The 21,814-nt window shown below is 66.4% G+C and carries 20 protein-coding genes, 1 tRNA gene and 2 pseudogenes; 8 read left to right on the plus strand and 15 right to left on the minus strand.

Features of this window, described 5'->3' with window-relative positions:
• Positions 1–8: 8 nt before the first annotated feature.
• From ABLE94_RS13020 to ABLE94_RS13045, 6 genes are read right to left on the minus strand one after another with little or no spacing between them, the layout of a single operon-like run.
• Entirely contained in the window at positions 9–1,049 is a 1,041-nt protein-coding gene (locus tag ABLE94_RS13020; protein ID WP_348805366.1) for a heme-dependent oxidative N-demethylase family protein, read from the minus strand.
• The gene (locus ABLE94_RS13025) at positions 1,046–2,116 is read right to left on the minus strand and encodes a PDR/VanB family oxidoreductase (protein ID WP_348805367.1); all 1,071 of its coding nucleotides are present in this window, start codon (positions 2,114–2,116) and stop codon (positions 1,046–1,048) included. Before ABLE94_RS13025 ends, ABLE94_RS13020 begins: the two co-directional genes overlap by 4 nt.
• Positions 2,113–3,639 (minus strand): heme-dependent oxidative N-demethylase subunit alpha family protein, encoded by a 1,527-nt coding sequence (locus ABLE94_RS13030; protein WP_348805368.1) that lies wholly within the window; start codon positions 3,637–3,639, stop codon positions 2,113–2,115. The genes ABLE94_RS13025 and ABLE94_RS13030 overlap by 4 nt, the downstream gene beginning before the upstream one ends.
• Positions 3,636–4,628, minus strand: a complete 993-nt coding sequence (locus tag ABLE94_RS13035; RefSeq protein ID WP_348805369.1) for a PDR/VanB family oxidoreductase — start codon at positions 4,626–4,628, stop codon at positions 3,636–3,638. The genes ABLE94_RS13030 and ABLE94_RS13035 overlap by 4 nt, the downstream gene beginning before the upstream one ends.
• On the minus strand, positions 4,625–5,227 hold the full coding sequence (locus ABLE94_RS13040; RefSeq protein ID WP_348808948.1) for a dimethylamine monooxygenase subunit DmmA family protein: 603 nt from the start codon (positions 5,225–5,227) through the stop codon (positions 4,625–4,627). Before ABLE94_RS13040 ends, ABLE94_RS13035 begins: the two co-directional genes overlap by 4 nt.
• 3 nt (positions 5,228–5,230) lie before the next feature.
• A complete protein-coding gene (locus ABLE94_RS13045) occupies positions 5,231–5,653 on the minus strand; it encodes a EutQ-related cupin domain-containing protein (RefSeq protein ID WP_348805509.1) in 423 nt (140 codons plus the stop codon).
• A 167-nt stretch (positions 5,654–5,820) separates the two neighbouring features.
• Here ABLE94_RS13045 and ABLE94_RS13050 point away from each other — a divergent pair, with 167 nt between their 5' ends.
• Both ABLE94_RS13050 and ABLE94_RS13055 read left to right on the plus strand, forming a co-directional pair.
• Entirely contained in the window at positions 5,821–6,678 is an 858-nt protein-coding gene (locus tag ABLE94_RS13050; protein WP_348805371.1) for a phosphatase PAP2 family protein, read from the plus strand.
• A 66-nt stretch (positions 6,679–6,744) separates the two neighbouring features.
• Complete coding sequence (locus ABLE94_RS13055) at positions 6,745–7,650, plus strand: AurF N-oxygenase family protein (protein WP_348808949.1); 906 nt, start codon at positions 6,745–6,747, stop codon at positions 7,648–7,650.
• Between the two features lie 38 nt (positions 7,651–7,688).
• Here the strand turns inward: ABLE94_RS13055 and ABLE94_RS13060 are convergent, their stop codons facing one another.
• The 4 genes from ABLE94_RS13060 to ABLE94_RS13075 form a co-directional block, all read right to left on the minus strand.
• A complete protein-coding gene (locus ABLE94_RS13060; RefSeq protein ID WP_348805373.1) occupies positions 7,689–8,033 on the minus strand; it encodes a VOC family protein in 345 nt (114 codons plus the stop codon).
• A gap of 9 nt (positions 8,034–8,042) precedes the next feature.
• Entirely contained in the window at positions 8,043–9,287 is a 1,245-nt protein-coding gene (locus tag ABLE94_RS13065) for a fatty acid desaturase family protein (protein WP_348808950.1), read from the minus strand.
• A 75-nt stretch (positions 9,288–9,362) separates the two neighbouring features.
• Positions 9,363–10,475, minus strand: coding sequence for a ferredoxin reductase (locus tag ABLE94_RS13070; protein ID WP_348805375.1), 1,113 nt, complete (start codon positions 10,473–10,475; stop codon positions 9,363–9,365).
• A gap of 119 nt (positions 10,476–10,594) precedes the next feature.
• Entirely contained in the window at positions 10,595–12,070 is a 1,476-nt protein-coding gene (locus ABLE94_RS13075) for an alpha-amylase family protein (protein ID WP_348805376.1), read from the minus strand.
• Positions 12,071–12,112: 42 nt separating this feature from the next.
• On the opposite strand from ABLE94_RS13075, the gene ABLE94_RS13080 reads away from it, so the two are divergent.
• Positions 12,113–12,505: a hypothetical protein gene (locus tag ABLE94_RS13080; protein ID WP_348805377.1), complete on the plus strand. Its 393-nt coding sequence runs from the start codon at positions 12,113–12,115 to the stop codon at positions 12,503–12,505.
• 605 nt (positions 12,506–13,110) lie between these two features.
• Here ABLE94_RS13080 and ABLE94_RS13085 read toward each other — a convergent pair.
• Positions 13,111–14,367, minus strand: a complete 1,257-nt coding sequence (locus ABLE94_RS13085) for an HNH endonuclease signature motif containing protein (RefSeq protein WP_425476197.1) — start codon at positions 14,365–14,367, stop codon at positions 13,111–13,113.
• A gap of 13 nt (positions 14,368–14,380) precedes the next feature.
• On the opposite strand from ABLE94_RS13085, the gene ABLE94_RS13090 reads away from it, so the two are divergent.
• The gene (locus ABLE94_RS13090; protein ID WP_348805378.1) at positions 14,381–14,725 is read left to right on the plus strand and encodes a hypothetical protein; all 345 of its coding nucleotides are present in this window, start codon (positions 14,381–14,383) and stop codon (positions 14,723–14,725) included.
• A gap of 269 nt (positions 14,726–14,994) precedes the next feature.
• On the opposite strand, the pseudogene ABLE94_RS13095 reads toward ABLE94_RS13090, so the two are convergent.
• Both ABLE94_RS13095 and ABLE94_RS13100 read right to left on the minus strand, forming a co-directional pair.
• Positions 14,995–15,840: pseudogene (locus tag ABLE94_RS13095) on the minus strand (ABC transporter ATP-binding protein); the annotation flags it as partial.
• A gap of 302 nt (positions 15,841–16,142) precedes the next feature.
• Complete coding sequence (locus ABLE94_RS13100) at positions 16,143–16,820, minus strand: hypothetical protein (protein ID WP_348805387.1); 678 nt, start codon at positions 16,818–16,820, stop codon at positions 16,143–16,145.
• 255 nt (positions 16,821–17,075) lie between these two features.
• Between ABLE94_RS13100 and ABLE94_RS13105 the strand changes: the two genes are divergently transcribed.
• Positions 17,076–17,780: a dienelactone hydrolase family protein gene (locus tag ABLE94_RS13105; protein WP_348808951.1), complete on the plus strand. Its 705-nt coding sequence runs from the start codon at positions 17,076–17,078 to the stop codon at positions 17,778–17,780.
• A gap of 98 nt (positions 17,781–17,878) precedes the next feature.
• Here ABLE94_RS13105 and ABLE94_RS13110 read toward each other — a convergent pair whose 3' ends face one another.
• Positions 17,879–18,859: a DUF808 domain-containing protein gene (locus ABLE94_RS13110; protein ID WP_348805389.1), complete on the minus strand. Its 981-nt coding sequence runs from the start codon at positions 18,857–18,859 to the stop codon at positions 17,879–17,881.
• A 253-nt stretch (positions 18,860–19,112) separates the two neighbouring features.
• On the opposite strand from ABLE94_RS13110, the pseudogene ABLE94_RS13115 reads away from it, so the two are divergent.
• Positions 19,113–19,427: pseudogene (locus tag ABLE94_RS13115) on the plus strand (3-hydroxyacyl-CoA dehydrogenase family protein); the annotation flags it as partial.
• A gap of 471 nt (positions 19,428–19,898) precedes the next feature.
• Here ABLE94_RS13115 and ABLE94_RS13120 read toward each other — a convergent pair.
• Positions 19,899–19,984, minus strand: a tRNA-Leu gene (locus tag ABLE94_RS13120).
• Positions 19,985–20,022: 38 nt separating this feature from the next.
• On the opposite strand from ABLE94_RS13120, the gene ABLE94_RS13125 reads away from it, so the two are divergent.
• Positions 20,023–20,271: a hypothetical protein gene (locus ABLE94_RS13125; RefSeq protein WP_348805398.1), complete on the plus strand. Its 249-nt coding sequence runs from the start codon at positions 20,023–20,025 to the stop codon at positions 20,269–20,271.
• Positions 20,272–20,323: 52 nt separating this feature from the next.
• Positions 20,324–21,592: an FHA domain-containing protein gene (locus ABLE94_RS13130; protein ID WP_348808952.1), complete on the plus strand. Its 1,269-nt coding sequence runs from the start codon at positions 20,324–20,326 to the stop codon at positions 21,590–21,592.
• The last annotated feature ends 222 nt before the right edge of the window (positions 21,593–21,814 follow it).

Here is a 21,814-nt window from a genome sequence, read left to right on the forward strand (position 1 = left end):
TGGGTGGTTTACCCGCGGAGGTAGGCGACGACGTCGTCGCGGTAGTCCAGAAATCCCTTGTAGGCGGCGATGTCGTCGTCGAGGTTCTCGATGACCGTGGCCAGCTGCCCGGCCCACTCCGGGATGCGCCGGACGTCGGCGAGCGACGCCATGAACGTGCGGATGTTGAAGGTCACCGCGCCGGAGGTGGGCAGCCGCACGAAGTGTTCGAGTTCGATGCGCAGGCGGGCGCGGGAGTAGTCGCCGTCGGCGACCATCTGCGGGATATCACGACCCCACGCCGGCAGCTTTTCGAGACTGACGTCGAGAAGGTGTGAATCCGATGCCGACAACGTCCAGTTGACGCGCCGATACACCTGGTCGGCGGGGAGTCGGCGGAGGAATTGCTCGGCACGCGCGACGATGCCCTTGCGGATCAGACCCGGTACCGGAGCGTGGATCTCATCCATGTCCATGCCGACGTCGAAGGCCACCGACCAGGCGGCGGCGAAGGTGACAATGCCCGCGTCGAAGTACAGTCGGCCGTCGCGTTCGACGATCAGCAGCAGATCGTCGGGTACCTCACGGGCCAGAAACTCCATCGGGTGATATGGCAGCGTCGTGAGGTCGCCGAGCACGAACTCCTGATCGGTGCCCAGAAGGTCGTTACGCCAATGGAATCGGCGGCCGGGCAGCTCCTCGAGGTGCATCACGCCCGGGTGGACGGCCGCGAGGTCGCGCAGGTAGTAGAGCAGCAGATCCCAGCACGCCACATCCATGCCCGGGCGGATGCGCGCCCGGGACGGGTCGTCGTCGAGAATCCGCCGACGCTCGGTCATGTACGTGAGGTATTCCGCCCCACCGAGATCCACCAGGTTGCGGCCCCACTCGCCGCCGCGGGTGCGTCGTGGAACGCGTGCGGGTTCGACGTTGACGGTGTAGGAGAACTCCTCGAGTTCGTCGGGGAAGGGCCACGGGATGTTGGCGAGATGATCGACGGGTTGGGACAGGAAGTGCTGCGCTGCCGGGGTCAGCTCTTCGGCGGTGCGGGCGGGTGTCGTCAGTGTCATAGGTCCACCTCGAGATCGCAGTCGGTCGTGGTGTCGGTGGTGGGAACGGCGCGCGACACACAGCTCATCATCGCGTCGCCGCAGGCCTTCTCCTCGTCGGTGAGGACGAAGTCGCGGTGCAGGATCGGTCCGGAGCGGACCGTGATGCGGCACTCGCCGCACACGCCCTGCCGGCACAGATTGGGCACGGCCACATCGTGTTCGAGCAGCCTCTCCAGCAGTGAGACACCCGACGGAACGTCGATCCGCTCGCCGGTGGAGGCCACACGCACGGAGAACGGGTCGCCGGGATCCTGTTCAGGTGCGGTGAATCGCTCCAGATGCACGCGGGCCGCGGGCCATCCGGCCTCGGTGGCGAGGAGTTGATAGGTCTCCAGCAGGGCCGCCGGACCGCAGGCGTAGGCGTGGGTGCCCAGGGGCTGCACGGCAAGTCGTGCACGCAGGGTGGCGATCGTCTCCTCGACGCCGGTCGCCTCGTGGAGGGTGATCGCCTCGTGTGCGGCCAGTGTGCGCAGGTCCTCGAGGTGGGCGGCCGCGCCCGGCCGATACGAGTAGATGATCTCGGCGCCGACGCCGGTGATCGCCGCATCGCGGGCGATGGCCCGTGCGTGCGACAGGATCGGGGTGATCCCGATGCCGCCGGCCACCAATAGGGCGTGACGCTGATCGAGGATCGGTGCGAACATCGCACGGGGACCTTCGATCTCGACGATGTCACCCTCGGAGATGGTGTCGTGCAACCAGTCCGAGCCGCCGCCGGCTCCTCGTCGGAGCACCGAGATGCCGTAGTCGGTGGGATAGAGTCCGTCGTCGACGAGAGAGTAGGCGTTGCGGTGTCCGTCTCCGGTGGAGACGATGACGTGGCTTCCCGGCTGAAACGGCGTCAGCATCGGCGAGACCGCTCCGGTCGACGGATCGTCGGCCGGCACGAACCGGAAGTGCGTGATATCCGCTGTCAGCGAGCGCTTCTCGACGACACGCATCGGACGGACATCGGTGCGATAGCCCGGGTGCCGATGCCCATTGAGCAGTTCGGCGGACAGGCCGGGCTCGTCGATGATGGTCATGACAGTTCCCGGGCTTCGGCGGCGGAGGCGAGGAAGCTGCCGCGGGAGGAGGAATGATGCTCGTGGATCTCGACTCTCGTCCCGCATCCCGGGCAAGTGACGACCTCGCCGGGATGCCCCTCGACGCGCGCGGTGGTGGTGCAGTGCGCGCAGTACATCGGCAGGTCGTCGGTGTGGGTGACGAAGGCGGTGAGTTCGTCGGCGATCGCACCGGCCGCACGGGCGATGGCCAGCGTCGTCATCACGTCGAACTGCCCACCGGTCACCATGAACCGGGTTCCGGTGACGGCCTGCGCCAACGCCTGCCGAAGGGTGTCCGCGTCGGCGGTGTCGGTAAGCGAATCGAGCACGAGCATGCGGGTCGGGCCGACCTCGGATGCCTGGTTGATCCAGGTGCGCGCCACGTGCGACGCGTGGTCGTCGTGTCCGGCGGCGACGATCAGGAACGCCGCGGCGTCGGTGTCGACGGCGGGTGGTGTGGTCGGCCAGTCCGGCAGACCCTGGGCGGCGGGAACGGTCGGCGCGGCTGCGCGCAGCCATGCCGCGGCACGTTCCCGGTACTTGATGATGCCCTTGTAATCGGCCATGTCGTCCGGCAACTCGGCGATCACCTCGGCGGCACGACGCCGCCACGGTTCGATGGTGGCGAGGTCTTCCAGTGCGAGCATGTAGGTGCGTATCAGGAACATCAGCGCGCCCGAGTCGGGTAGGCGGATGAGGTGCTGGACCTCCACGCGCAGGTGGACGAGCTTGCCGAACTCGGCGTCGTCGACGTGCTGGATGCGTTCGCGGTCCGGGCCCCACTCGGGATAGATCTCGGTGGACACGTCGAGTCTGCGTCCGATGGTCAACGTCCAGTTGGTACGACGGTACGGTTCGTGCGGTTGGAGTCGCTTGAGGAATTCGTGGGCGCGGGTGACGACGCCGAGCTTCTTCACCCGCGGCACCGGTCCGTGGATCTCCAGGAAGCTCATCCCGACGTCGAAGCCGAAGCTCCAGTCGGCGGCGAAGGTGATCACGCCGGCGTCGACGAACAGCTGTCCGTCGCGCTGGTCGAGCAGCGCGATGTCCTCCTGCACCTGGGAGGCGATGTAGCGCAACGGTTCGTCCGGCAGCGTGTCGGGGTCGCCGTAGGTGAAGTCGAGGTCGATGCCGAGCAGATCATTGCGCCAGTGCCACGTGTCGGGACCGGTGGCGTCCAGATGCATCTCGGCCGGGTAGGCCGTCGACAGCTCCCGCATCAGCGTCAGCATCGCGTCCCAGGCGGCCGGCACCATATGCGGCAGGATCGCGTGGCGGGTCGGGTCGGACGCGAGAACCTCCGCGCGCGAACGGAGTTCGTGGTGGTACTCGGAGTCGATGTCGACGAGGGTGGCGCCCCACTGGCCGGCCGGGGTGGTGGTCGGCGCACCGGCGGGTTCCACGTTGGTGCTGTAGCGGTAGCGGTCCTCGGGGAACGGAAAGGGGAACCCGGCGATGAGTTCCGCGGTGGCGGCCGAGGGTGCGGTGAGTTCGATGGTCACAGGGGGATCTCCAGGATGGCGCCGGCATCGGCACGGGAGACGCATGGCATCACGCAGTCTCCCGCGGTCTTCTCCTCGTCGGTGAGGTACAGGTCGCGGTGGATCGGGGTGCCGCCGGACAGCGGGATGCGGCATTCGCCGCACACACCCTGACGGCATCGATTGGGAACGGCGACACCGGCGTTCTCGATCGCGGTGAGCATGCTGGTGCCGGACGGCACATCGACGATGGTGTCGCTGCCCGACAGGTGCACGCGGAAGGGATCGCCGGCATCGAGAGCGTCGATGCCGAAGCGCTCGAAGTGGATTCGGGAGTCGGGCCAGCCGGCCGCAGTGGCCGCGTCGACGACGGCGTCGATCATCGGGCCGGGGCCGCAGACGTAGAGGTGGGTGCCGATCGGCTGATCGCGGAGGACTTCGTCGAGTCGGGTGGTGAAAGCGTCTCGGGCGGTGAAGAGTTCGCAGGCACCGTCGGTCAGCGCGGTGATGTCGTCGAGGTGGGCGGCGTTGTCGGCGCGGTGGGTGTAGAGCACCTGGGTGGCGCGATGCCACCGCCGGGCGGCCCGCAGATGCGACACCATCGGGGTGATGCCGATACCGCCGGCGATCAGCAGATGTTTGGCAGCGCGGGCGATCGGCGCGAAGGCGTTGCGCGGCAGGTGAACCGCGATGGTGTCGCCCTCGGCGAGGACGTCGTGCATCCACCGTGATCCGCCGTTGCCGTCGGCGACCCGCAGCACCGAGATGGCGTACTCGGTGGGTGCGGTGCCGTCGGAGACGAGGCTGTAGGCGTTGGCGTGCTCGCCGGCCTGCACCACCAGATGGCTGCCGGGGACAAAGCCCGGCAGCGTCGCGCCCTCCGAGGCGGCGAAGGTGAACGTCCGAATGTCACTCGCGGACTGCGTGATCGAGGTGACGGTCAGCGTCATGGTGCCGTCGTCTGCCATGCGGGACGGGCTGTCCACGGCAGGTTCTGCGGCGGTGGTCATACCGGTAGCTCCTGGGAGGTCGGTGTGGTGGGGTTCGGAATCGATTCGGCGTCGGCCATGAAACCGAGGAAGGCACCCTTACGCCGGGACACGTGGTAGTAGACGAGGAGTTCTCGGCCACATCCGGCGCAGTCGACGAGGTCATCCATTCCGGCGTCGGCGGTGGTGACGGTGCGGCAATGGGAGCAGAACACGTCGATCGGCCCGGATCCGACCACGTCGACACTGATCTCGTCGTCCTCGAGTCCCGCCGCCACCGCCGCGGCACGCACCTTGAGGCACGCGCCGACCGGTCCGGCGATGAGCACCCGCACCCCGACGGTTGCGGTCGCCAGCGCCTGCTGCAGGCGCTCGGCGGCGTCTGCGGCATCCTCGGCTCGGATCCGGCTGATCGATGCCCGGGCAGGCAACGCCGGAACCCGGCGATCCTGCGCGTCGTGGGCGGCATCGCCCACTCCCACGAGCACGTAGGACGTGCCGGTGACGGTCGGCCCCGTGGTCGTCGCCCGCTGCGGGTCATCCGGGGCGGGCCGCGCCCACACCGGCAGGCTGGTGAACGGGAGTTGCGCGGCGGTGCCGGCGGAGAGCTCGGAGGTCATGGTTCAGAGCAGGGTGGAGTCGCGGTGTCCGGCGTAGAAGGCCAGCGCGTAGCTCGGGGTGGAGAAGTAGATCTTGGAGCCCTTGGGGAAGAAGATGGCGTCCTTGGCCTTGGCGACGGTCTTCTGACCGGTTTCCTTGTTCTCCAGCAGGAACTCACCCTCGAGCACGACCTTCATCTCGTCGTACTCGTATTCGTAGTAGAGGGGGGCGTCGGTGTGGCGCAGTTCGAAGTAGCCCGAGCACATCTCGCTGCCGTCGGGATTCTCGTACACGTCGCCGATGAAGCCCTCGGTACCGGGGTAGTCTGCGTCGGGCATCTTCGGCAGGTTCGTCCAGGCGTCGCTGGTGACCCGGAAGGCCAGTGCACTCGTGGCGTCGACGGTCATGGTGTTCTCCTTTTCATCGGTCTGCGACCCGGTTTGGATCACTAGAGGAAACTTGTTGCCTGTTAGTAGACCCCTGAGGCGTTACGCGAGCATTACCGCGGTGTTGATTCACACGAAACATGTTTCTTGAGGTGAGATCTACGCCTCCCTCGGACGCTCGGCCTGTCGCCCAGCCTCTTCCCAGAAACCTGACCTACCGTGGACATATGAGTGTCCTGGCCGCGCCCCCCGAGGCGGAACCGCGCAACGACGCCGCCGCGCCGTCACGGCCGTGGGGCGCCGTCGGCATTGCGGTGGTCGCGCTCACCCTCGCGGCGGCCGTCTACTGGGTGGCCGTGTGGACGTCGTGGGGACAGATCGTCGACCAGTACGTCCTCGACGCGGTGCGGCGGTCGTCGGCGGTGGCGCACGTGCCCTATCCGGTGACGGTGGCCGTGGTGACCGACGTCCGGGTGTGGTTCGCCGCTGCCGTGCTGGTGATCGTCGGCTCGTCGCTACCGACGCTCACCGGGCGGGTGCGCTGGGGCCGGTCGATCGCGACAACCGCGACGCTTCTGCTCTTTCCCCTGCTCATCGCCGTGATCGCACGCGTGTTGCGCGACGTCGTGCTGATCCGCCCACAATTGCATGACTGGATCCTCGAGACGTCGAACTCCGCACCCAGCGGCCACGCCGCCGCGGTGACCTCGTGTGTGGTCGTCCTCGTCGCGGCCGCACCGAAGTGGCTGCGGCCGTTCGTGATCGCGCTCGGCGGAACGTGGGCGTCGGTGATCACCTTCGGCCTGATCGCCGACGGCTGGCATCGTCCCAGCGACATCGTCATCTCGGTGCTCATCGTGATCGGGCTCGGTGCCCTGCTGCCCGATCCGTACGCGGCGACTCCCGCGCCGCGCGGTGCGATCGCGTTGCGCGCGCTGGCGTGGGTGTTCACCGTCATCAGCAGCGCGATCCTGGTCGGGACCTCCTACCCGGAGCCTCGGCAGATCATGACGGCGGTGGGGATCGCCGCGGTGATCGGGCTGGCTCTCGGCACCTACCGGCCGCTGACCGTCGGCCGCCGATAATCGGACGGGAAGACCGGATCATTCTTCGCCATTGACCAATGGCACGGTTGGTGGTGTCATTGCGGGATGACTGTCACTCCCACGTCCCGAGTGGACATCGGTCCCGACGAGGTCTCCGCCCGGCTCCTGGACTCGGCCGCGCGGTTGTCACGCAACGCGATGACCGAAATCGACTGGTCGGCTCCGATGGACCCCACCAAGTACGGCTGCAGCCCGGAATGGTCCACGCTCTACGGCACGCCCTACTGGGACGAATTGAGCGAGGACCAACGCGTCACGCTCACCCGCCACGAGTTCGCGTCCATCATGTCCATCGGCATCTGGTTCGAGATGATGCTGCAGGCCGTGGTGATCCGCGATCAGTACCTCGGCGACTATCACACGCCCGAGTTCCAGTTCGCACTCACCGAGATCGCCGACGAGTGCCGACATTCGATCATGTTCGCCAGGGCGAGCGAGAAGATGGTCGGAACGTCCTACAAACCGCATCCTCGCCTGGGCCGGTTCGGGAAGCTCTTCATGGCGACGGTGTCCGACGAGGTCGCCTACACCGGCATCCTGGTGGCCGAGGAGATCCTGGATGTGTTCCAGCGGGGCTGCATGCGCGACGAACGGGTGCTGCCGTTCATCCGCACGGTCAACGAGATCCATGTGCTCGAGGAGTCCCGGCACATGAAGTTCGCGCGTGAACAGGTGCGCGTGGCGATGCGTGAGGTCGGCCCGATCCGCCGACGGTGGAGCGCCTTCTACATCGCGCTGTCCGCGTCGTACATCTTCACCAGTCTGGTTCGGCCGCAGGCCTACAGGGATGCCGGCCTAGACCATCACCGGGCGATCGCCGAGATGCGCCGCAATCATCACTTCCAGTCGATGGTGCGCACCGGGTGTGCGCACCTGATGGAGTTCCTCGACGAGGTGGGGCTGCTCACCCCGGCGGCGGCGAAGATCTACCGCAAGGTGCACATGTTGTGAGCTCGCCCGTCAACGAACGCTGCCGGTCCCGGGCCCGATCAGGGATGGGCGGCGGTCGGATGCCGCGGCTCGTAGAGTCCGACCGTCCCACCGCCGGGCAGCGGGATACCGGTGAGCAATCCCCAGCCCTGATCGCTGACCGGACCGCAGGTGACGCCCTTGCCGGCGAGATCGGTGATCGTGGCCTCGACGTCGTCGCACATCAGATAGAGCTCGTGGGCGGCCGACTCGGCGGGATGCACCGCGACCTCGGCCGGTGGCAGCGCGAAGATCAGCCATCCGCCGCCGGCGTCGACGTGAGACCAGCCGAGGACGTCACGCAGGAACGCGCGATCGGCCTCGGCGTCGGTGCTGGAGATGACGACGTGGGCGCCGGTGATCATCACCCCAGGTTATGTCGGCGTGCTGTGCAACGGAGCATTCTTCAATTCGCGCAACGCCGTTCGCAGTCCGCGCCGCTTTCCGGTGTCCGGATCGACACCGAAGTGCAGTTTCATCCCGTCGAGTACGGCGAAACGCAACTCCGACGCGGTTTCCGGGGCGTCGTCGGACGTCGCCTTGAGCAACGCGTTGGGCAGGGCGAGTTTGAGGATCGTGCGGAACGACTGGCCGTACTGATGCAGCAGACTTCCGGTGGTGTAGGGCAGGTCGTACTTGTCGCACAGTTCCCGCACCCGCACACCGATCTCCTCGTACCGATTGCTCGGCAGGTCCGGGAACAGGTGATGCTCGATCTGATGACTGAGGTTGCCGCTCATGAACCGCATCAGGGTGCCGGCCCGGAAGTTGGCCGATCCCAACATCTGTCGCAGATACCAGCGCGGCTGATCCTCTTCCTCGTACTCGGCGACGGTGAATTTCTCGGCGCCGTCGGGGAAGTGACCACAGAAGATCACCATGTACGACCAGTAGTTGCGGATGATGTTGGCGGTGAAGTTCGCGGTGATGGTGGTGCGCCAGTTCGGCCCGGACAGTGCCGGGAAGATCAGGTAGTCCTTGGCGGCCTGCTTGCCGACCTTGCGTCCGATGATGCGCAGGTCCTTGGCCGCCTGCCGCCAGCTCTTCTCCTTGTTGCGCAGCTTCTGCGTCTCCAGATGATGCAGTGCCACACCGTATTCGAAGAACGTGCCGAGGGTCAGGTTGTAGATCGGGTTGCCGATGTTCCACCATTCCCACGGCTGATCGCGGGTGACGCGCAGGATGCCGTAGCCCACGTCGTCGTCCATGCCGACCACGTTGGTGTACTTGTGGTGGACGAAGTTGTGCGAGTGTTTCCACTGCACGCTCGGGCAGGTGGTGTCCCATTCCCACGACGACGAGTGGATCTCGGGGTCGTTCATCCAATCCCATTGGCCGTGCATGACGTTGTGGCCGAGTTCCATGTTCTCGACGATCTTGGCGACGCCGAGCATCGCGGTGCCCAGCAGCCAGGCCGGTTTCCGGTTGCTGAACAGCAGGGCGACCCGCCCGCCGGCGGCGAGAGATCGTTGAATGGTGATGATGCGTTTGATGTATCGCGCATCGGCGTCGCCGCGGGACTCCTCGATGTCGCGGCGGATGGCGTCGAGTTCGGCGCCGAGTGCTTCCACGTCGGCCTCGGTGAGGTGGGCGTATTCGTCGATGTCGGTGATCGCCATGTGACTCCTCGGGTGTGGTTCGGTGGACGATGAGGCGCGACGGCCGTGGGCTGGACCGTCACCCTCGGGTGAGGTCTACAGGTCGAGGGTGCACTCCCCCGACACGGAGCTGACGCAGGTCTGCACGCGCTCCCCTTCGCGGCGTTCCTCGCCGTTGCGCAGGTCGCGGGCATACCCTTGCGCCAGCGGGACGACGCAGGTCTGGCAGATGCCCATCCGGCAGCCGAACGGCATCTGGATCCCCAGGTTCTCGCCGGCTTCCAGAAGGGTTGTGGCGCCGTCGATCTCGGCAGTCTTTCCGGACTTCGCGAAGGTGACGGTGCCACCTTCGCCGCCGACGTCGGTGCGCGCGATGGCGAATCGTTCGATGTGGAGTTGCTCGCGCAGTCCGGCGTCCTCGTAGGTGGATTCGACGTCGTCGAGGAAGGCCACCGGTCCGCACGCCCAGCAGGTCCGTTCCCGCCAGTCGGGGACCTGGGCGTCGATGTCGGCGAGGGAGAACTTGCCGTCCTCGCGGGTGAGTTGGAGTTGGAGTTCGTAGGTGGGCACCTGCTCGTGCAGATCGGTGAGTTCGTCGAGGAAGATGACCTCGTCGCGGGTGGGTGCGGAGTGGATGTGCACGACGTCGGGGCTTTGCGCGTGGGCCCGCATCGAACGCAGCATGCCCATCACCGGGGTGATGCCGCTGCCGGCGGTGAGGAACAGGATCGAGTCGGGCACCGGGTCCGGCAGGTGGAAATCGCCCTTCGGTGCGGCCAGCCGGATGACGGTGCCGGGTGCGACGCCGTCGACGAGGTGGGTGGAGAGGAAGCCGTCGGGGTTGGCCTTGACCGTGATGGAGATGGTGTCGTCGGTGTTGGTCCCGAACGAGGTCAGCGAGTACGAGCGCCAGTGCCAGCGGCCGTCGACCTCCAGTCCGATGCCGACATATTGCCCGGCCTTGTAGTCGGCGGGGAATCCCCAGCCCGTCTTGATGGTGACGGTGGCCGAGACGTCGGTTTCCTTGCGGACGTCGACGATGCGTCCCCGCAGTTCCCGCGCCGACCACAGCGGGTTGATCAGGTGCAGATAGTCGTCCGGCAGTAGCGGCGTGGTGGCGCGCGCGACCAGCCCCCGCACGATGTTGACCTGCGGTTTCTTGGCACTGACGTCTGCCGCGGGCCGCTTGCTCCAGCGGAGAAGGTTCATCGGGCTCCCCTCGGCGTGGCTTGTGTGCACGACTGTACACCCACGTGGTGGTGGGCATCACAGTTCCGTTCCGGGGGCTTGCTGAGTGCTCGCGCAGTGCCCGTCTGGTGGAGCTGAGGTCAGCTCTCGATGTCGACGCGCAGGACGTGGGCGGCCCAGGGGGCGAGCATGACGAAGATGTTCTGATCGGGATCGGCAGGACGGTCGAATGACTCTTCGTGGATCGGGTCGACGAGTGTGGCCGCGGTCCCGGCGAGGTCTGGCCACGCCGTCTGCACGCGACCCGCTCCGGGCGCGTCGTCGAGGTTCACCACGAACAGCCAGCGGGCGTCTTCTCCGCTCCATGACCAGGCGGCCAATCCCGGTCCGGGGGGATCATCGGGCCAGCCCAGAACCTGCAGCGCGGTGAAATCGCCTGTGTACAGCACTGTTTCGGACAGGATCGTGAGAAGTCGCCGGTAGAACTCCCGGAGTTCGGTGTCGGGGGTGTGGTCGGGTTCGCGGCGCAGCTGGACGGGCAGGCGGATGGTGCGGCCGTCGGCCTGACCGTCGTAGATCAGCCGCGCGCCGGGCTGGGTGAGCGCGGTGATCGCCGCAGTCCGGTGACGTTGGCCGAATACCGCCTGCGCTCGTGGTTCGTCGTGATTCTCGATGAAGTGCACCTTGCCGTCGCGGTCAGAGGCGTCGGCGATGATGCGGGCGATGTCACGTGGGTGGTGTTCGAGGGCGTCGGTGAATGCCTTGTCGTAGCACTGGTCGAACCCTTGCGAGCGGAGTAATCCCTCTGTGCCCCAATAGGCTTCGGCAATGAACCGGAACTCCGGATGATCGGCACGGATGGCGGGGATGATCTCGGTCCAATACTCGGTGGCGGGGGTCTCGCCCGCCCGGCCCGACCACGTCCGCGCGAAGATGTCGGTGCACATCAACATGGCCATGTCACAGCGCACGCCGTCGCACTGATCGGCGACACGGTGCAGGATGTCGATGGCACCTGCCCGGGCACCGGGGTCAAAGGCGTTGATCTGCACCACGTCTCGCCAGGGTGCGAAGTAGGGATCGCGGCCGTTGGCCAGCACGTCGGCGGCGACGCGGACGAACTCGGTGGGATGTGCGTCGATGTCGGCGTCGGTTCCGGCGATGAAGCGTTCCGGGTGATCGACGGTCCAGTGGTGGTCGGTCGCGAGGTGGTTGGGGACGAAGTCGAGGAGCAGGGCGATGCCCCGGTCGGCGAGGGCGCGGCGGGCGGCGGCGAGACCATCAGGGCCACCGAGGTGGTCGTCGACGGTGTAGTCCCGGATGCAGTACGGAGATCCGACCACGTCGGCGTCAGTGAGGTCGGGAAGGGCGGCGCGAAAGGACTGCATGAGCGGCTCGTCGGCGAGGGCGATCGCAACACCCGCCGGACTGCGCTGCCACACTCCCATGAACCACACGACGTCGACGGGCCCGGCGGCGATGGAATCCCAGACGCTGTCCGGCACGGTGGCGAGGGTGACCGGCCGGCCCAGTGTCGCGGCGAGTCCGGTCAGCCACGGCCAGGTGTTGATCTCGAAGATGACCGGGTTGTCGGGGATGGGCACGTGCGGGGGCATGGGAGTCAGGGTGCCAGATGGTGAGGTGAATACGCTGGCCGTGTGGTGGACATCAAATGGCGGTACTGGCAGATCCTGGATCGCGACGACGAGTCGGTGCACTGGCTGGCGATCTCCCGCCCGGATGCCCGTCCGCGGATCGACCGGATCAAGATGTGGACACTGCTGCCGGATTCTGCGGTGCTGGTGGCGAATTGGTTCGTATCCGAGGATCATCAACGCGCCGAGGACGACCGGACCTGGGTACACGACAGCATCACCGGCTGGGACTTCTGCGAGGCCGCCGCCGACGTGCGACAACCGTCGCCGGCGGACCTGTCCCGGATCGGGCGACCCGAGTCGGTCCTGACGGTCGACCAGATCGACCGGATCCCACTGGTCAAGGTGATCGGGAAGAGGGAGACCGAGCGGGTGTGGGCCGCGCGGCGGGGGTGAGCTCTCTCGGTCCAGGTGACCCATCACGCCAGTCGAGGCGACCCATCCGACAAGGCGACCCCATCCACCGGGCGAGGTCAAGGCACGCAACCCACTGGAAACCGATTGCAGCGCAACGTGACTCCTCGCCGGTCGAGGTGCGAGGAGCCCATAGGGCGACGAGCCTCGAGACCTCGCAACATGGAGCTGGACACCGATCGCAGCGCACGTTGCGGAGGCCTCGACACGCCGCTCGCCCTTGGGGGCTCGCGACGGCTCGACCAGCGAAAAGGCCGGAGAAGCGAGGCGCCCATGGGGCCTTGCGTTGAACTCCGTCGAAACGGCGAGCGTCGAGACCTCGCAACTTGACGGTGGAAGCCGACCATAGCGCAGCAGCACCCCTCCCGCCGGTCGAGCCGCCTCGTGCGAGCTTGCGGGCCCGTGGCGTGTCCGCCGGGCCGAGCTCGTCGAGGTCGAGACCACACAACGTGACGCTGGAAACCGACTGCAGCGCAACATGACTCCCGCCGGTCGAGGTGCGAGGAGCCCCTGGGCGACGAGCCTCGAGACTTCGCACCACGACGCTGGAACTCGATTGAGCACAGCACCACCCGACAGCAAGCCGCCTACCGCGGATAGGTCGTGATGGTGTCCCCGGTGATCGGGTCACGCCAGATGACAGCCCGATCGGTGAGCATGGTGGGGATCAACAACCCCATATGTTTTCGCTGATGGCACGCGGTGCACAACGGCATCAGGTTGAATTCCACGGTCCAGCCACCGGTTCTCGGATCGCGGTGCACGAACTTCACCACGTGATCGATCTGGCATTCACTGGCCGGCCGGCCGCAATGTGGGTACCGGCAGGTGCCATCGAGTTCGATGATCTTCTCCCGCAACCAGGCTGGTATCCGGTAGGTGAGTGCACCCTTCGGTGGGGTGAGGTAGCCGCCGTGTCCGGTCGGGTCGATCGGTGTCGCGGGGAACGGGATGTCGGGGCGGCGCAACGCTGCGGGCACCCGATCCAACGAGGTGACGATGCCGGCGGTCCGGGGGATCTCCAGCCCGGGGAACTCGAACACCTTGACCAATCCCGAGCGGATCAGGTGAGCGGCATGGGAATCATCGATCACCCCAAAGCCCGCCAACCGGGCTTCGCGCTGCCCGACCGGATCGATGGCCAGATCCAGAAGCAACTGCGCATCGGTATCGTCGTCCGAGTCCGCCTCGCCGTCGGTGCCGCTCTCGGACTCTTCGTCGGCGTCGTTGCCAGTGGTGTCGAGTTCGGAGAAGTCCAGTTGCGCAGCGCGATCAGCATCGACATCGTCGGGCAGATCGCCGGCGGGGTCGAGATCGGCAGGTTCCTCCGGCAACGGAACCGCGCGCGGGCAATCGTCGAGTCCGCACTCACACGACAGATGCGCGCCGGGCAATCCTTGGATCTCGGCGAACGCCGCGACCCGCTGCTGACCGCGACGACGCGGATCACGAGCGCAGATGCGGGCGTTGATCATCTTCGCGATCCGTGCCGCCAGGTGTGCACCCATTTCGCCGGGCGCGTAGACGGAGATGCTGCAGTGCCCGTTGGTGTCTCGACTGACCCGTACGTTCTGGTCACGTTCGGCGGCTTCTTCTCGTCGGTCCGCGGCACCGTCGGGATCGAGCGCGATCACCATCTCGACGACCTGATCCCGCAGGGTCGTATCGGCCTGATTACGTTCGGCGCTCTCCAACGCCCGGGTTTCGGCGAAGGCGCGGACGTCGTCGTCGGAGAGGACGACGATCTCGTCGGCGATGATGCGGATGCGTTCCAACGAGTGGTCACCGTCGAGGAACGCTGCGGTCACCGTCGGGAGCGTCGACAGCGCCGAGCTCAGTGCCATCCACGCTTTCGCCTTGGCGACCGATACCCCAAGGGCAGTCGATATCTTGCTGGTGGCGGCTTTGTCGGCGCCGTCGTCGGTGTGGCAGTTTGATTTCGTGACCCGAGGTCAGCATGTCGAGGAAGACGCTCTGCCCGATCCGCGCCGCGGACAACACTTTCCGTGCGATGACCTGTCGTTCAAGGCGTTGCAACGATCGGGCGAGTGCGGTGGCGGCTTCGGCGGGGAGGTGATCGATCATGGCGGCGTCGTCGGGGGTCATCGACAGTTCTGGCGCCTTGCAGCTGGCAATTGTGTTGGTGGCCATAATGATCACCTCCTCTGCTCGGTCGGATCAACTGAACTGAGTCAAGTGTAGCGACGGCCACCGACAACTTTCTCCGACGCGGAATCGGTTGGGGGTGAATGCTGTCACTGTCGGCTGAGCTGTGTTCGGTTGGCGGTTGGCTGGTTTCGCTGTCGCGTTGCGGAGGTCTCGACCTCGACAAGCTCGGCCCGGCGGACACGCCACGGGCTCGCAAGCTCGCACGAGGCGGCTCGACCAGCGGGTGGGGACGGCTCGCCAGCGGGTGGGGACGGCTCGACCAGCGCGGGTTGGTCGACCAACGGGAGCGACGTCGGCGGCGCTCAGGTTGTGGCGTCGGTGAGTTTCCAGCGTGTCGCGGCGGCTTGGTGTTCGGCGAAGCGGGCGAAAAGGCCACCGGCGGCGAGGAGTTCGGTGGGGGAACCGTCCTCGATGATGCGGCCCCGGTCGAGGACGACCACCCGGTCGGCGTGGCGGATTCCGGCTTGTCGGTGGGCGACAATCACCCGCGTGCGGGGACGGTCCTCCGCCGACAACGCGTCGACGACGGCTCGTTCGTTCTCGTTGTCGAGTGCGCTCGTGGCCTCGTCGATGAGCAGGACCGGCGCCGGTTTGAGGAGCGCACGGGCGATGCTGATGCGTTGACGCTCCCCGCCGGAGAGCACCGAACCGCCCTCCCCCACTGCCGATTCCGCGCCGTCGGGTAGGCGGCCGACGATCTCGTCAACCCGCGAGAGTCGCGCCGCGGCGTCGACCGCGGCACCATCAGCTGCTGGGTCACCGGCGTTGATGTTCGCCGAGATGCTTCCCTCGATCAGATAGGGACGTTGGAAGACCACACTGGACAGTGCCTGCCGCGCATCGTGATCGAGGTCGGCGGCGTCGACGTCGTCGAACAGGATCCGGCCCGACGTCGGCTGATACAGGCCGGCGATCAGGCCGAGGATCGTCGACTTACCGGAACCGGACGGTCCGACGATGGCCGTCGTGGATCCGGGTTCGATGACCAGGTCGAGGTTGTCGATGACCGGCTGCTCGGGATCGCCGTAGTGAAAACCGACCCCCTCGAGGGTGATTCGTGGTGCGGTGCTCGGTGTCGGATGGCTTTGGGAGCCTTCGGGGTTGGTCGGGGCGTCGAGCACCGTGCGGATCCGACGAAGAAGCCGACGAACGTGAGGCCGACCGCGACGCCGATCAGGATGAGCAGGATCGCCGCATGCGACAGCGATCCCAGCCGGGCGCCCGGGGATGAGGGCGCGGATGGCCGCGCCGCAGGTTCCGCGGTGTCGACGCTCACGTGCACCACCTGGTGGTTCCGCTGACTTATCGATATCTGTCAAGTCAGACTATAGGTGAGGCACTCCTAAATCTCGGGGTGATCGAAGCGGCCGCGGTGCGTGGTGTTGTCTCGTGTGGTGACCGATATCGCCGTGGCCTCGTGGAACACGTGGGACACCACGACCATCCGATCTCAGCTCGGATACCCGATGACGATGCACGCCGCGAAGACCGCGTCGATGTCGGCATCGGGGTTGACCTCTCGAATGAGACTCGACGTCAGCGGCTTTCGGTTCAGGATCTGCAGCGCGACGTCCGGATCCACCTCGGCCGAGTGGACGTCGAGGTAGTCCTGGACCACTTCCTCGTCGTCGTCGGTGACATCGCGGAACGGGTCGTCCCAGCTGTCGAGGTACTCATCTCCGAGGCCTTGCCAGCGACGGGTGCCGGCGAGCCACCAGCTGCAGACCGTGACGTTCGGGACTCGCTGTTCTGCGGGCACGTACCGCTGTGAGGAATCAACGTCCGGATCGGTGAGGTAGCCGGCGAACTGCGCGGGAAGGGCCTCGAGGACTGCGGGAACGATGCTCTCGTTCTCCCTGCCCTCCCAGAACGGATTGTGGGACGAGTCGCGGTCGAATCCCCGGACGAAGACACCGGTGTCGTCGAAGACGATCGAGAATTCCGCACCCATCTGCGCATCCCAGCGAACGAGCGCGGCACCCGGGCGCCATCGTTCGAGGTAGTCGATTGGTCCACTGAAACGTGAGGTCCCAGCGCTCGCGCCCAGCACGGCGTCCAGCATGGCCAGGCTTTGGCACCGTTGACGCAGGGACTCGGGTGTGGGTTGGTCGATGTGAAGGGCGGCCATGCGGGGAAGCTATCAGCGAATCCGGCGGCACGATGTTCGGCTACTGCGGTCGAACGACCACGGCGATTGCCCGATGCGCGGGATGGGTTGGTGGACAGGGATGCACTGATGTCGCAGGGAGGCACGCGCCAGGCGCTCCGATGAAGAGTGTGTCGCATCGCGGCGCCGGCGGTCCCGCAAAGCACGCCGACCGTGCATCCATGTCGATTACGATCGGCGAGCACTGACCAAGTCCTCAGCGGAGTGGGAGAAGGCATGCCCGACACACAGGTGACCACGCCGAACGGCAGCATCGACGCGGTGCTGGCGACACCGTCGACGCCCGGTCCGTGGCCCGGCGTGGTGATCGTGCACGACGCCCTCGGTGTCACCGACGACCTGCGCGACACCGCCCGGCGTTTCGCCGATGCCGGCTATCTGGCCATCGCGCCGGATATGTATTCGCGGGGCGGACGCGCGCGGTGCATACGGTCGGTGATGCGGGATCTGATCGCCGGCAACGGCCGGTCCGTCGACGACATCCTTGCCGCCCGTGATCATCTCGCCGACATGACCGACGACTGCACCGGACAGATCGGCGTCGCCGGCTTCTGCATGGGCGGTGGATTCGCACTTCTGGTGTCACCGAGGGGTTTTGGGGCGTCGGCGCCGTTCTATCCGTCGATCCTTCCGCGTTACGACACGCTGGTGGAGGGGGCGTGCCCGATCGTCGCGAGCTTCGGCAGCCGCGATCCGCTCAACATCGGCAACGGCAAGCGCCTCGCGAAAGCGTTGGACCGCAGGGGGATTCCCAACGACGTCAAGGTGTACAAGGGCGTTGGGCACAGCTTCGCCAATCAGATGCCCGGGCAGCCGATCGCCCGGATCGTCGGATTCGGTTACGACGCCCAGGCCACCGCCGATGCGTACGAGCGCGTGTTCGCGTTCTTCGGTGAGCATCTGGGCGGCGCCGAAAGCTGACTCCTGCTGTGAGTTGTCTCGTCGCGGACGTCAGCCGCATGGCTGCGACACGGAGCCGCGGGATGGACGACCCCACGGTCGGCGGGGCCGAACGTCGATCACGCCGATGGATCGGTGACCACGTCTTTGGCCTGGCGGCGCCGGCGCCGTGGAACGAGGTGCATGATCGCCACGATGACGGCACCGACCACCAATCCGACGAGCGCCGAGACGACCGTCCCCGCCGTCCAACTCAGCACGCCGCCGAATCCGTGGGCGAGTTCTTCGAACCAATGCTCGATGTCGTGTAGACGGTCGGCCGGCCAGTGGAATCCGGCCTCACCGACGTTGACGATCAGAATGTGACCGCCGACCCACAGCATGGCGGCGATGCCGACGACGGTGAGCGTGGACATGATCTTCGGCATCGCCTTGACCAGACCTCGTCCGATGCGCTGACTCACCGAGGATTCACGCTGCGCCAGCGACAGCCCGACGTCGTCCATCTTGACGATCACTGCGACCACTCCGTACACGAGGATCGTGATGAGGATGGCCACGATGATGAGCACCACCAGCCGCGTCAGGAACGGTTCTGATTCGACCGACGACAGCGAGATCACCATGATCTCCGCCGACAAGATGAGGTCCGTGCGAATCGCACCGTTGACCATCGACTTCTCGAACTCCGGACCCTTCTCCGCGGCCGGCTCGGCGGCGTCGGGATCGTCGTGGCCGTGCCCACCGCCGAGTGCCTCGTACACCTTCTCGGCACCTTCATAACACAGGAACAGGCCACCGGCGATCAGCAGATACGGCAGCGCCGCGGGCAGGAACTGACTGAGGATCATCGCCACCGGCAGAATGATCAGCAGCTTGTTGCGGATCGACCCGATGGCGATCTTCCGGACGATCGGCAGCTCACGGTCCGGGGTGAAACCATCCACATACCGTGGCGTTACGGCGGTGTCGTCGACGACCACGCCGGCCGCCTTGACACTGGCCCTACCTGCAGCAGCGCTGACGTCGTCGATCGACGCCGCGGCCGCTTTCGTCAGGGTTGCGATGTCGTCGAGCAGAGCAACGAGGCCGCCGGCCATGGGAACCTCCACAGAACGAAATACACGTCGGACACACAGTATGGCGTACCGGCTTCACGCGCGGGTCCAACGCAGCTGCGCTCTCGCTGTCTACCGTCGGCGCATGGCGCTGATCCGCGGCCGCACGAAGCGGCATACACCGGCACGTCCATCGCCGGGCCTTCTCCGAGTTCACCGACGTCGACTGCCACGCCGAGGTTCTGCGCACCGCCGCGAGCGGAACTGGGTGGCGTGCACGCCGCAGACCCACGCAAAGGCCGGCGACCGCGGTGGCTTCGTCGTCAACGCCCTTCTGGTGCCCTACCTTGTCAATGCCATCCGCATGCTCGATAGCGGTTACGCGACAATGGAAGACATCGACTCCGGCATGAACAACGGCTGCGCGTACCCGATGGGGCCGTTCACCCTCTGCGACACCGTCGGACTCGACATCGTCCTCGATACCGCCGAATCGCTGTACCAGGAGTTCCGCGAACCGCACCTCGCGCCGCCGCCGCTGCTGAAGCGCATGGTCAGCGCCGGGCGGCTGGGCAAGAAGACCGGCCGCGGGTTCTACGATCACTCCTGACCGCCCGACGGCGGCTGACCTCGGTTCGCGAACGGGCCTCCGTGACGGCGCACGGGAGGTCTGCGATAGTGGCGTACCGGTTCGCCTTCGGGGTGGCCTGCACTCTGCCCTCTGCACTCCGCACTTTGCCCTCTGCGCGCGAGCTGTGGACGCACAGCCTCAATCGTCGTGGGTTGATCCGGCGATTCGCGTCGTTGGCCCGGGACTTCGTGGCGGCGCGGGTGGTTCTCGTCGACGCGGTGCTGCCGTGCTCGCGCTTGCTTTGCAATGACCGCGCGGGTGGGCAGGCGCCGCGTGAGCGAACGGGACCCGCGCGAAGCGGCAGAAGCGTCGATCTCGTCGAGCGTTGACGCGGGAGGTTCTCGTCGACGCGGCGCTCCCGCATACACGCGGTCACTGCAAAGCAAGCGTGAAGATAGAGCCACCGCGTCGGTGAGAACCGACCGCGTTGTGTGTGAGCTGAACCGCTCGTGGTGGGCGAAGGGGGACTTGAACCCCCACGTCCCGAAGGACACTGGCACCTGAAGCCAGCGCGTCTGCCATTCCGCCACTCGCCCGTGACCGCCGATTTCTCGACTGGCATGACCATCGATCGTTGGGTTCGATCAACGGCCTGGAGAACGATAGCACGCACCCCACCCGGAAAGAAAAATCGTTCCGTCCGACCCGAATCCCGCGGATTGTCATTCGAGCGGAGGGCATGTCGGGGGTGGACGTCAAAGTGCTGGTCAGGGATGATTTCCAGGACACGGGCGAGACGTCGGGCACCGTGGTGCGCGTGATGCGGACGGTACTGCAGTTGCTTGATGACAGCCCTGGCCGTCAGTATCGGTATCATCCATGAAGGCCATACGCACGGCGACACGCCAGACAACAGCCGCGAAGGGAGGTCGACGGTGGGGATATTGCAACGCTTCGAGCGCAAGCTCGAGGGAGCTGTCGATGACGGCTTCGCCCGCGTCTTCGGTGGCGAGGTCGCTCCGCAGGAGATCGAGAGCGGCTTACAGCGCGAAGCCGAGGAGTCATTGGAAGATCTCGGCGGCGGTACCGTTCTCGCCGCCAACAGCTACACCTTGCTGTTCAGTCCGACCGATCACGAGCACATCGCGGCCGAGTACGAACTGAATCGCAAACGTTTCTCCAAGCATCTGGAGAACTACGTCAAAGACAACGGGTGGCAGACATACGGTGAGGTGGTCGTCGAGTTCGATCAATCGCCCTCGTTGCATACAGGTATCTTTCGTGCGCGCGGCACGGTCAACCCGGACGCCCGGCCCCGGCCGGCGACGGGAGGCCCCGCGCCACGTCCCCAGTCACAACCGCATCCCGACGGTGCGGCCCGAGAAGTAGGAGCCCCAGAAATGACCCAGAACCCCGGATACGACCAGCGCAGGGGCCCGGATCCGGCCTATGACCAGGGCGGCTACGGCCAGCAGGGCGGGTATGACTACCAGGGCTACGACCAGCAGGGGTACGGCCAGCAGGGCGGCTACGACCCGCAGGCCTACGGTCAGCAGGGCTACGACCAGGCCGGCTACGGCCAGCAGCCGGGCCACGCGTCGCAGCCCGGATACGGCTCGCAGCCGGGTTACGGCCAGCAGGGCTATGAGCAGCAGGGGTACGACCAGGGCGGCTACGGCCAGCAGGGCGGTTACGACCAGGGTTACGCGCAGCCTCAGCCGGGTTACGGCCAGCAGGGCTACGACCAGGGCGGCTACGGCCAGCAGGGCGGCTACGGATACGACCAGCAGGGCTACGGCCAGCAGGGTGGCTACGACCAGGGTTACGCCCAGCAGGGGTACGAGCAGGGCGGCTACGGCCAGCAAGGTGGCTACGGATACGACCAGGGCTACGGACGCCCGGCCGCCGGCTACGCGCCGACCGCGATCACCCTTCTGCTCGAGGACGGCAGCAACCGGACTTTCCAGCTGCGGGAGGGCTCCAACGTCGTCGGCCGCGGCCAGGACGCCCAGTTCCGTCTCCCCGACACCGGCGTGTCGCGTCGTCACCTGGAGATCCGCTGGGACGGCAGCACCGCGATGCTGACCGACCTCAACTCCACCAACGGCACCACCGTCAACGACGTTCAGGTCAACAGCTGGGAGCTCGCCGACGGCGATCGCATCCGCGTCGGACACTCCGACATCACCGTCCGTTTCCAGTAGCGGCAATACCCCGGTCGACGTCGGAGAACGATCACGGCAACCCGCGTTGCCGTCGATCGTTGATATGTAACTGACACATCCGAATGGCCGAAGACCGGGATCCAGCCCATAAGATGCACTCGGGTCCGTTGTGCGGTCCCCTGTCGGCCTGCCCTCGTATCCTGGGGGGCCGATTGCCGATCGGTGACGACAACGCACAAGTGACGACGAACGCACGGAGGT

The organism is Gordonia sp. VNK1, assembly GCF_040049135.1.
GTDB lineage: Bacteria > Actinomycetota > Actinomycetes > Mycobacteriales > Mycobacteriaceae > Gordonia > Gordonia oleivorans.

Excerpts from the sequence above, each read along its gene's own strand:
- ABLE94_RS13040 (WP_348808948.1), bottom strand. The coding sequence starts at position 5,227 with ATGACCTCCGAGCTCTCCGCCGGCACCGCCGCGCAACTCCCGTTCACC.
- ABLE94_RS13050 (WP_348805371.1), top strand. The coding sequence starts at position 5,821 with ATGAGTGTCCTGGCCGCGCCCCCCGAGGCGGAACCGCGCAACGACGCC.
- ABLE94_RS13065 (WP_348808950.1), bottom strand. The coding sequence starts at position 9,287 with ATGGCGATCACCGACATCGACGAATACGCCCACCTCACCGAGGCCGAC.
- ABLE94_RS13020 (WP_348805366.1), bottom strand. The coding sequence starts at position 1,049 with ATGACACTGACGACACCCGCCCGCACCGCCGAAGAGCTGACCCCGGCA.
- ABLE94_RS13025 (WP_348805367.1), bottom strand. The coding sequence starts at position 2,116 with ATGACCATCATCGACGAGCCCGGCCTGTCCGCCGAACTGCTCAATGGG.
- ABLE94_RS13075 (WP_348805376.1), bottom strand. The coding sequence starts at position 12,070 with ATGCCCCCGCACGTGCCCATCCCCGACAACCCGGTCATCTTCGAGATC.
- ABLE94_RS13060 (WP_348805373.1), bottom strand. The coding sequence starts at position 8,033 with ATGATCACCGGCGCCCACGTCGTCATCTCCAGCACCGACGCCGAGGCC.
- ABLE94_RS13110 (WP_348805389.1), bottom strand. The coding sequence starts at position 18,859 with ATGGCCGGCGGCCTCGTTGCTCTGCTCGACGACATCGCAACCCTGACG.
- ABLE94_RS13055 (WP_348808949.1), top strand. The coding sequence starts at position 6,745 with ATGACTGTCACTCCCACGTCCCGAGTGGACATCGGTCCCGACGAGGTC.
- ABLE94_RS13070 (WP_348805375.1), bottom strand. The coding sequence starts at position 10,475 with ATGAACCTTCTCCGCTGGAGCAAGCGGCCCGCGGCAGACGTCAGTGCC.
- ABLE94_RS13105 (WP_348808951.1), top strand. The coding sequence starts at position 17,076 with ATGCCCGACACACAGGTGACCACGCCGAACGGCAGCATCGACGCGGTG.
- ABLE94_RS13085 (WP_425476197.1), bottom strand. The coding sequence starts at position 14,367 with ATGGCACTGAGCTCGGCGCTGTCGACGCTCCCGACGGTGACCGCAGCG.
- ABLE94_RS13035 (WP_348805369.1), bottom strand. The coding sequence starts at position 4,628 with ATGACCACCGCCGCAGAACCTGCCGTGGACAGCCCGTCCCGCATGGCA.
- ABLE94_RS13100 (WP_348805387.1), bottom strand. The coding sequence starts at position 16,820 with ATGGCCGCCCTTCACATCGACCAACCCACACCCGAGTCCCTGCGTCAA.